The organism is Nitrosomonas sp. (genome assembly GCF_040256045.1).
Classification (GTDB): domain Bacteria; phylum Pseudomonadota; class Gammaproteobacteria; order Burkholderiales; family Nitrosomonadaceae; genus Nitrosomonas.
Genome location: NZ_JBDZWD010000003.1, coordinates 87,515 through 94,735, shown reverse-complemented (window position 1 = coordinate 94,735; position 7,221 = coordinate 87,515). Strand labels below are relative to the sequence as shown.

At 61.8% G+C, this 7,221-nt stretch carries 4 protein-coding genes; 1 reads left to right on the top strand and 3 read right to left on the bottom strand.

Translation table 11 applies throughout. The features are described from left to right. The first annotated feature begins 79 nt into the window (after positions 1–79). Positions 80–529, top strand: coding sequence for a transposase (locus tag ABUL11_RS01360; protein ID WP_350282073.1), 450 nt, complete (start codon positions 80–82; stop codon positions 527–529). Between the two features lie 121 nt (positions 530–650). On the opposite strand, the gene ABUL11_RS01355 is transcribed toward ABUL11_RS01360, so the two are convergent. Genes ABUL11_RS01355 through ABUL11_RS01345 form a run of 3 tightly spaced genes read right to left on the bottom strand, consistent with a single transcriptional unit; the run spans position 651 to position 7,194 of the window. Beyond that, a complete protein-coding gene (locus ABUL11_RS01355) occupies positions 651–4,319 on the bottom strand; it encodes a translocation/assembly module TamB domain-containing protein (RefSeq protein ID WP_350282069.1) in 3,669 nt (1,222 codons plus the stop codon). Between the two features lie 4 nt (positions 4,320–4,323). Next, on the bottom strand, positions 4,324–4,974 hold the full coding sequence (locus tag ABUL11_RS01350; protein WP_350282068.1) for a hypothetical protein: 651 nt from the start codon (positions 4,972–4,974) through the stop codon (positions 4,324–4,326). Positions 4,975–4,977: 3 nt separating this feature from the next. Further along, positions 4,978–7,194 (bottom strand): ATP-binding protein, encoded by a 2,217-nt coding sequence (locus ABUL11_RS01345; RefSeq protein ID WP_350282067.1) that lies wholly within the window; start codon positions 7,192–7,194, stop codon positions 4,978–4,980. Positions 7,195–7,221: the final 27 nt, after the last annotated feature.

Genomic DNA, 7,221 nt, shown 5'->3' with positions numbered 1-7,221 from the left:
ATTTTAACTCACGGGGGAATCTCTTCGATTCCAATTAGAAGAAAAACGCTCTAAAGCGTATCAAGCTCAAAACCGTGTCATCGTCTATATTGACGAAAGTGGTTTTGCTCACGATATGCCACGAACACACGGGTACGCGCCCATTGGCAAGCGGTGTCACGGCAGGTGTAATTGGCACGCCAGAGGTCGTGTCAATGTCATCGGCGCATTGATCGATAAATGTCTGCTGACGGTAGGATTGTTCGAAAGCAATATCGATGCAGATACTTTTTTCGGTTGGACGATACACGATCTGTTGCCAAAACTCCCGCCAGCGTCAGTCGTGGTCATGGATAACGCGACCTTTCACAAGAGGCTGGATATTCAAAATGCAATCACACAAGCCGGACATACGCTTGAATATCTGCCAGTGTATTCACCTGATCTTAATCCTATTGAGCGCAAATGGGCTCAAACCAAAGCAATCAGAAAACAACAAAACAAAACCGTCGAGCAACTCTTTAAAATAGAATCATTTTATGTGACGTAGGCTATAGCTGATAAAAGGTAGTGTGTATCAATTGACTTTACAACCAAACTTCCAAATCTCATAGAGCAGGAAGACAGATTAAGACTCATTATCCACAGTGATAATATGTCAGAAGCACATTTCAACCGAGATTCATCAACGCACTATGGATGGCTGTCGCCATCTCATTGATGCGTGAGATCTGTGGTTTTTCTTCTCTACTCAGGAACCAGCTGATATCGCTGGCCGGCGCTCCTGGACAACGGAATGCCTTGAACAGGACATTCAACTTGGACTCGCTCATCCTGGGGATTGAAACGAGGCGTTCGCGAATGCGCTCGGCGGCCACGCCACGCCCCAGGGCACCGGCAACGTCGCTGTAGATCTGCGCATTCAGATGATAGGTCTTGTACTCCTCGCGACCACTGGGATTGATGTCGGCCGCGAGATCTTCCGGACGGGGCTCCAGGCCCTCCACTTCCGCCCCGCCCAGGGGATCGTCGACCTGCCGGGGCGCATTGCACACCGACACGATGGTGCGGGTGAAGGCGTTGCGCTTGTTGCCCTCTAGATCCAGCACCGCCGCTTCGCAGACGAAGCTCGCCGTCACCTTGTTGCTGTCCCGCTTGTCCACGCCCGCCAGTTCGGTTTCCGTCACCGACACCGCCACCTTGTAGTACACCCAGTAGCGGTAACCGTTCACCCATTCCTTGACCCGGCTTTCGACCTGGCGTTCGTGGGCCTGATTGGCCGAGTCGGTGATGGGGAAGAGGTTCTCGTCACTGCCGGGGCCACCGAGATGATCGTTGAGCAAATGGCCGCGCACGTATTTCTGGTTGGAGGGGCCTGTCGCCGTGCGCAGCTGTCCCATGAGATCCGCCTGTCCCAGCGGAGCGTCGCCGGCGGGGTGATCGGGCCCCAGTACCGTGGCCTCCATCACCATGCCCACCCTGTCGGAGCTCCCTGACAGCGCACCGCCGGAATGGGTGATGGTAGTTTCCCAGAGCCGCACGTCCTTGGCCAGCACGCCGCTCTCGTGGATCTCCTCCACCGGATTGATGGCGAGCCGCACCAGTATGTCTTCTCCCCGCTCGATATAGCCGATGCTGGTCAACTGGAAACGGCGCTGGATCGGCTCGAACCAGGCCGCCAGTTGTTCGGAATCCTCCGACTGCCTCGACGCCAGTGCGAGCACCTGTTTGGCCGCGTTCAGGTCCTCGTTCTCCTGGGCGACGGTACGGGGCATGAGCATGGGCGGCTCATCCAGAATGGCGAGTGTGATGGGACCGGGGAACCTGGGCTCGTCGGCGCCGAGCACTTCGGAGTCGGGCACGGCCACCTCCCGCGGGCCGTCGAGGCCGACGCTTTCGTCCTGCGCAGGCGCGTCCGTCCGCGCCGCCGCATCCGTAGCGGGGACGCCTTCCATACTCTCTCCAGGAGGCGGGCTGGTGCGTTCCGGTGGCCGTGGTGGAACCTCGGGCGCGGCTTCCGTCTCGTTGGCCTGGTTGGCCAGATCCGGCGGGACGGTATCCGCCTCCGGCCCCGGCGTCCGCGAGCGGCCGGACCATTCGGCGCGATTCTCCAGCGCCTCGCGTGTACCGGCAGACGGAGGACCGTCTTCCGGCATGGCACTGTCGATCAGCCCCTCGCTGTCCACATCCGAGGTCTCGAAAGTCAGCTCTGGCACACTGGGGTTGCTCAGGTTCATGGAGACATTGGCGCGCAATACCAGATCAGGACCGATCGGCATGGTATGGGAAGCCAGCTCCCAGCTGCGTTCCCACACCGTCACCCACAATGCCTCGATCTCTGCCCAGGCATTGAGACTCAACTTGAGCCGGGCCCCGGCGGCCAGCGTCGCGGTCCCATCGAACATCCAGTCGCCGTTTTCATAGCTGAGCTGAGGCACTACCGAGATGGCACCATAGATGCCCGCCGTCGCCATGGCTTCGATGCCGCCGGTGAGGGAGCCCAGCAACACATCCAGCCCGAGACCCGCCCCGAAGCCCACATATCCCTCCACGAAGGCAGGCATGTAGAATTCTGAACTGATGGAAAAATCCGGCGGCGCCTCGTCAGTGATCTCCCAGGTGCCTTCGATGCGCGAGTTGCGGATCTGTCCCGGCCCCACGCCAGCCCTGACCCCTGCCCGGATGCGGATGACCGCCACCACGATGCCTGCCCACAGCGGGATATTGCGGCTGATATTGACGATCTCCCGCTCCCTTCGCTCTTCCGGAAACAGTTCGTAGGGTTTGGTCTGGGTGATGGCGAATGTCAGCACCACGCTGCCTTCCTCGTCGATCACAACGCCGGCTGACCCTTCGATGCCGGGAATGATCTGCACCGTGAGGTCGCCTGCTCCGTGGAACACCAGGGTGCCCTCTTCGGTCTGACGCACGCCCACGGTAATGCTTCCCTCCAGGGTGAGGTCATCGCGGCTGTAGCCAATCTCGGTTTCCCCGGACCAGAGATTGTCCCGATATTCCACGTGCACCGTTCCTGACAGCCCCGGCACCAGGGATTCGTCCACGGCGATGTCGGCCTCGCCCTCGACCTTGCCCTCGCTGGTGAACACGAGGGTAAAGCTGCCGCTCTGCAACCCGGGAATGTTCTCCAGCATGATGGTGGTACCGATGGTGATCAGCCCGTTCTCACGGGAGGCGCGCAGCTGCCCCGTGCCGGCCGGCCCCAACTGGATGGTGGCCTCGCCAGCCAGATCGATGTCGCCGCTTTCTGTCAGGGTGGCGGTAATGCTGCCCTCGCGCACCTGCAGCGCCGAAGGAAAGTTGCGCGACTGGATGGTCACCCCCCCGGTCAGTACCCCGTTGACGTAGTTGAGGCGACCGTTGACCTCGGCCAGCTCCGGCAGGGTCACCGCAAAGCGCCCGTTACCACTGAACTGGCCGCTGCGGATGGTGGCGCTGAGCGTGGCGTCACCCAGTCCGTTGTAGGTCATGCGCAGTCCTTCCAGGGCACCACCCGGCGTGCTGTTGTCCATACTGAAGCGGATGCTGCCCTCGGTCACGGCAAGCCCCGGAATCGGCGTCTGGATATCGGCAACCGGAATCGTGACATCCGCCTTCAGGTTGGCATTCTCGTCGACTTCCATCGTGGCGGTGACGCCGGCCAGATAGTCCTGGGTAAAGTGGAAGTCTCCGCTGCCGGAGGCGCGGCCTTCGCCGGTGAAATTGAAGGTCAGGTGGCCACTGCCAAGCCTGTCGTAAGCCAGGTCAGCCTCGAGGTTGCCGCCCAGTTTCCCATTCCGCAACTGGAAGGTGCCGCCACCCGTGACCGTCAGGTTGCGGATGCCTCTGGCCGGCATCAGATCGGCAGGGGCAATCTCCAGCGTCGCGGTCAGATTGCGCTGCTCATCCAGCACTATCCGCAGAGTCTTGTCGCGGAACATCGGCAGATCGCTGGTAAGTGTGGTGTCGAGGGTGGGCCTGCCTTCGAGATCGATGCCGATCCTGAGGCCATTGCGCGGTGAACTCAGATGCGGCACCGTGACATCACCGATGACTGTGGCGGTCCGGCGCCGCTGGTCGTAGCGCAGCTCACGCAGGAGGACGCCGGGCAACAGCTGCGGTTTGTCCTGCAGGTTGACACTGGCGCTCATTTCTTCGGGATTGATGGTGATGCCGGGGCCAAAATCGAGGAAGTAACCCCCTCCCTCTACCGCCCTGGCGAAGGCCGCATTGCTCAGACCCGCAGGCGCAGCGCCGGCGCCTGTCGCTGCAGGGGTGGCAGAGGGTCCAGGAGAAGCTGTCGTGCTCTCGCGGGGAGCAGAGGTCGTGGCAGGCGTGGTCATGCTCCTACTCCTCCGGTGCTGCCGGTGCTGCCGGTGCAACAGGCGGCGGTGCGGTCGCCCGCAGTCGGGCGAGCAGTGCCGCCATCAGGGAGCCGGAAAGCACGGATCGCGGCAGGTGATCGATCAGTTTCATCAACTCATCGCGGGCAGCGGGGGTCAGGTCATTGATGCGCCTCTGCAGCGCCTCCACGATGTCAGTCGTCAGCGCCGGCGCCTGCTCCACCAGGGCCGCCAACTCGACGAGCATGGGGACGGGCAGGTCCGGCAAGCCAATCAGTATCTGCCGCAGCAGCAGCGACGCACGACGACCCGGGACCGCCGCGACATCCGGCTCTTCTGCGGGTGCTCGAGGTGTGGCTGTCGTCGGCTCTTCTACTTCTTTCGGTTCGACCGGCCGGGCTTGCACCATCTGCTCCTTCGGCTCTGCCGCCTCCGCAGGCTGCCCTGCCAGCAGTTGCTGCAGGGCGAAGTTCCCCAGGCGCGAGCGCAGGCGGTGCAGGACGTCCTGTTCCTGCGGGTAAGCCGTCCGTTCAGCTGGCCCCATGCCCTGTTCCGCCTGTCCCGCCAAGACTGTCACGTCGTTGCGCAGTTCTTCTTCGAGCGATTCCCCATGTTGCTGCAATTGTTCGGCAAGCAGGTGCCAATGGATGATCACCGGTCACCCTCCTGCCGACTCACGCCGGACCGCAGCATAGTAATCGCCGAAGCTGTTCTTGCTGATCGGCTTGCCGAGCTTCGCGTATTCGCGACTCACCGCCCGAATCAGCATCTGCATGTTCAGTGCCTCTGCCTGAGCGGCCGCCTGGAAGGCAGCTGTCATGATGCAGTTGCGGATATGCCCGCCGGAGAGTTCAAAGCGTTCAGCCAGAAACAGCAGATCGATATTCTCCGCGAGCGGAGTGCGGCTCTGCTGCAGCTTCTCCCACAGACGCAGCCGCTCACCCACCCCGGGTGAGTTGAATTCGACCACCGCGCTGAAGCGCCGGAAGAAAGCATCGTCGATGTTCTGGCAGAAGTTACTTGCCAGCACCACCACGCCCTTGTGTTCTTCCATTTTCTGCAGCAGGTAGCTGACCTCGATATTGGCATAGCGGTCGTGGGCGTCCTTGACCTCCGAGCGCTTGCCGAACAGGGCGTCCGCCTCATCGATGAACAGGACCACTTCTGACTGGGCCGCAGCGGTGAATATACGTTCCAGATTTTTTTCGGTTTCGCCGATGTACTTGCTCACCACGCCGGAAAGATCCACCCGGTACATGTCCAGCCCCAGCTCATTCGCCACCACGCTTGCCGCCATGGTTTTACCAGTACCGGAGGGCCCGACAAAGAGCACCGCGCACCCCTCCGACTGGCGAAAGACACTCCCCAGGCCCCAGTCCTGAAAGACGGTTGTCGTGTTGGCCTGGCGTTCGACGATTTCCCTGAGCGCGATCATGGTCAGCGGAGGCAGCACCAGGTCACTGAAATCAAAGCCGGTCTCGATGCGCTGCGCCACATCGCGCATACGCTCTCCCACCTGCTGACGACAGGCGCGGCGCAACGCCAGGGGAAACGGGTCTGCAGACATCACTGACTCGCGGGCGTCACCTGTCCCGGACTGGTCGGCCGGAGCGGCAGGGAGATGACGACACACATGTTCGATGGCGCGGACACCGATGGGGTAGCGATTGGCACAGGTCTGCAAAAGCCCTTCATCAAGAGCGACACCCTCCGGGACAGAGGCTTGCCAGCATGCCAGCCTGTTGGCTGCGGACAGCGACACCACCTTCGTCCCGAGGGGAGGCAAAGCCATTTCCTGCAAGGGCAGGGCCCGCGCAGAGGAGAGACACAGCAAGGGGGTGGCCAGTGACATCAGCAGCGCATACAGCCGCGGTTGCCGATCATCCACGTCGCGCAGGTGCAGAAGGATCCCGCTCAGATGAGCTTCCCTGACAGCCTTGCGCAACACCCTGGCCGCCTGCGATGGCTCGATGGCCACCAGTCGGGGCCAGTCGATGGTCATCACACCAAGGCCGGCCTGGCCACAGAACAACATCAACCAGACATCGACATCGGCCCCTGTCGCCAGCTCCAGCACCAGAGGCGAAGGCCGTGCCTGCCACTGCGCCTGAAGATCCACAGCAGAGCGGGTGCAGGCATCATCCCTCAGGGTCAGCCGCACAGACGACCAGGAGCGGATCATGACCTCCGCCAGCTCCTCGTCCCTCTGCTCAAGCCCCAGCAGGAAGCTCGCGATGCGGTTATCCGGCTTCAGCCCGCGGCTGAACAGTGTGTGACTGTCGTCATCAAGCACCTGCAGCAGGCGGAAGCGCAACAGCGGTGAGTCCGGATGCAGGCTCTGGCGCAGCGCCAGCGCCAGTTCATCTCCACTTCCCAGCAACTGCAGGGCCAGGCCGGCAGAGAGTCGTTTGCGTGACACGTCATCGTGCAGAAAACCGAATACCCGGGCGAAGCGATTGTCCAGCTCGGGTGCCACCGCCATCAGCAGCAGATCCAGTTCGTGACCCTGCAGGGCAAAGGCTTCGGCCAGACGCTGATGCGGCAGCGCCGGGCCTCCCAGCGACAGCCGGACCAGCATGGCCCTGTGCAGCTTGTCCATCCGCGCAGACAGGCTGTCGCCGTCCGGGAAGTCGTGTACAACGCTGCCATGGAGCTCCGCCAGCAAGGCATCGATGTCCTGGTCCGAGATAAACAGACCAAGAAAGGACTCCTGGCGCTCATTCCCGCGGACAGCCCGCATCAGCAGCACTTCGCGGTGAAGTTTCAGCGACAGCAGTGCCATACGGTCCCGCAGGTACTCGCTGGCGCCTGCATAGGGCCTGTCAGGGTGTCCGCTGTCGAAGGAACTGTCGATGCCCCTTGCCTGTGTATTCATGGACGTACCTCCGCTGCCCGATCTGTC